Here is a 3,309-nt window from a genome sequence, read left to right on the forward strand (position 1 = left end):
TTCAAAATTTTGAATTCGGAATTAGAAAACCGTTCATTGACATATTGAAAAGATACATGAAACATTAGATAGAAATCTAATGCAAAATAATTCAGATTAGTTTTATATCACGCGAGCGATATAACTAATCAGTAATCAATAGATTTAGATCGATTGATTAAACTCATTAAAAAAGCAAAAAGTACAATAAGCTAAATAAGGGCGTATGGGGAATGCCTAGGCTCTCAGAGGCGAAGAAGGACGTGATAAGCTGCGAAAAGTTGCGGGGATTGGCACATACAAATTGATCCGCAAATATCCGAATGGGGCAACCCAGTACATTGAAGATGTATTATCCTGTAAAGGAGGCGAACCCGGAGAACTGAAACATCTAAGTACCCGGAGGAGAAGAAAACAAAAGTGATTCCGTTAGTAGTGGCGAGCGAACACGGATTAGCCCAAACCAATGTTGTTACGGCAATATTGGGGTTGTAGGACCACGACATTTAATATAAATTGAATTAGAATACTTTGGAAAGAGTAACCATAGAGGGTGATAGTCCTGTATAAGTAAGATTTATAGCGATAGTGGTATCCTGAGTAGCGCGGGGCACGTGTAACCCTGTGTGAATTTGTCGGGACCATCCGATAAGGCTAAATACTCCTGAGAGACCGATAGTGAACTAGTACCGTGAGGGAAAGGTGAAAAGAACCCTGAATAAGGGAGTGAAATAGAACCTGAAACCATACGCTTACAAGCGGTCGGAGCCCATTAGGGTGACGGCGTGCCTTTTGCATAATGAGCCTACGAGTTACCGTTTCTAGCAAGGTTAAGGTATTCAGTACCGGATCCGTAGCGAAAGCGAGTCTGAATAGGGCGTAATAGTTAGTAGTGGTAGACGCGAAACCGTGTGATCTACCCATGGGCAGGGTGAAGCTGTGGTAACACACAGTGGAGGCCCGAACCGGTTGACGTTGAAAAGTCTTCGGATGACCTGTGGGTAGGGGTGAAAGGCCAATCAAACTCGGAAATAGCTCGTACTCCCCGAAATGCATTTAGGTGCAGCGTATTATTAGTTTTATAGAGGTAGAGCTACTGATTGGATGCGGGGGCTTCACCGCCTACCAATTCCTGACAAACTCCGAATGCTATAAAATAATGTAATGCAGTGAGGGCATGGGTGCTAAGGTCCATGTCCGAGAGGGAAAGAACCCAGACCATCAGCTAAGGTCCCCAAATGTATGCTAAGTTGAAAAAACGCGGTTGAACTGCTTTGACAGCTAGGATGTTGGCTTGGAAGCAGCCATTCATTTAAAGAGTGCGTAACAGCTCACTAGTCGAGCGGTTCGGCATGGATAATAATCGGGCATAAGTATACTACCGAAGCTATGGCATCGAAAGATGGGTAGGGGAGCATTGTAGTGACGTTGAAGGTGTACTGTGAGGTATGCTGGAGTAGCTACAAAAGAAAATGTAGGCATAAGTAACGATAATGCGGGCGAGAAACCCGCACTCCGAAAAACTAAGGTTTCCTCAGCTATGCTAATCAGCTGAGGGTTAGTCGGGACCTAACGCGAACCCGAAAGGGGTAGTGGATGGACAACAGGTTAATATTCCTGTACCCGCTCTCAATAAAAGTGACGGAGGCGTATATTTGGTGCGTGCTGACGGAATAGCACGTTGAAGCGAGTGGTAACACCGCGATAGTACACTAAGACTTCGGTTGCGGTGATAATCCAGAGAAGCGACTTCCAAGAAAAGCGAGAGAAGCGGCCCGTACCCTAAACCGACACAGGTAGTTGGGATGAGAATTCTAAGGAGCTCGAGAGATTCATGGCTAAGGAATTAGGCAAAATAGACGCGTAACTTCGGGAGAAGCGTCGCCTTTCTTCGGAAAGGCCGCAGTGAAAAGGTCCAGGCGACTGTTTATCAAAAACACAGGGCTATGCTAAATCGAAAGATGATGTATATGGCCTGACACCTGCCCGGTGCTGGAAGGTTAAGTGGAGGGTTTAGCTTCGGCGAAGATCTCAAATGAAGCCCCAGTAAACGGCGGCCGTAACTATAACGGTCCTAAGGTAGCGAAATTCCTTGTCGGGTAAGTTCCGACCTGCACGAATGGTGCAACGATCTGGACACTGTCTCAGCCATGAGCTCGGTGAAATTGTAGTATCGGTGAAGATGCCGATTACCCGCTGTGGGACGAAAAGACCCCGTGCACCTTTACTATAGCTTAGTATTGGTTTTGGATAAGTAATGTGTAGGATAGGTGGGAGACTTTGAAGCGGCGTCGCCAGGCGTTGTGGAGTCATTGTTGAAATACCACCCTTTGCTTATCTAGAGTCTAACTTTCATTTGAAAGGACAGTGCTTGGTGGGTAGTTTGACTGGGGTGGTCGCCTCCAAAAGAGTAACGGAGGCTTCTAAAGGTTTCCTCAGCACGCTTGGTAACCGTGCGTAGAGTGCAATGGCATAAGGAAGCTTGACTGAGAGACCTACAAGTCGATCAGGTTGGAAACAAGAGCATAGTGATCCGGTGGTTCCGCATGGAAGGGCCATCGCTCAAAGGATAAAAGGTACGCCGGGGATAACAGGCTGATCTCCCCCAAGAGCTCACATCGACGGGGGGGTTTGGCACCTCGATGTCGGCTCGTCACATCCTGGGGCTGGAGAAGGTCCCAAGGGTTGGGCTGTTCGCCCATTAAAGTGGCACGCGAGCTGGGTTCAGAACGTCGTGAGACAGTTCGGTCTCTATCTACAGTGGGCGTTAGAAATTTGAGTGGATCTGACTCTAGTACGAGAGGACCGAGTTGGACTAACCTCTGGTGTATCTGTTGTCGCGCCAGCGGCATTGCAGAGTAGCTACGTTGGGAAGGGATAAGCGCTGAAAGCATATAAGCGCGAAACCCACCACAAGATGAGATTTCTTTAAAGGGTCGTAGGAGATGACTACGTTGATAGGCTACAGGTGTAAAGGCAGTAATGTCATAGCCGAGTAGTACTAATAACCCATAGGCTTATTGTACGCCTGTTTTTTTATAAGAGTACATAAATGAATTATAAATCATGTTTTTTTCAATATGTTAAAATATTTGCAGCGATGCTGCAGTTAAAAAGTAACAAGTGAGAAGTTAAAAGATAGCTTTACAAACACATAAACTTTTTAACTAATAATTTAAGGTGGTTATAGCGATGGGGCTCACCTCTTACCTTTCCGAACAGAGAAGTTAAGCCCATTAGCGCCGATGGTACTACACTCGTGGGAGAGTAGGTCGCCGCCTTTTTCAAACCCTTCACATGACGTGAAGGGTTTTTTGTTTTAAATTTGTT

2 rRNA genes are annotated in these 3,309 nt (G+C 46.0%); both read left to right on the forward strand.

The annotated features are described in order from the left end of the window. Positions 1–184 precede the first annotated feature (184 nt). Positions 185–3,004, forward strand: a 23S ribosomal RNA gene (locus PK35_RS16895). 151 nt (positions 3,005–3,155) lie between these two features. After that, positions 3,156–3,263: ribosomal RNA gene (gene rrf / locus PK35_RS16900) — 5S ribosomal RNA — on the forward strand. Positions 3,264–3,309 lie beyond the last annotated feature (46 nt).

Source organism: Neotamlana nanhaiensis, assembly GCF_000943555.1.
GTDB classification, from domain to species: Bacteria; Bacteroidota; Bacteroidia; order Flavobacteriales; family Flavobacteriaceae; genus Neotamlana; species Neotamlana nanhaiensis.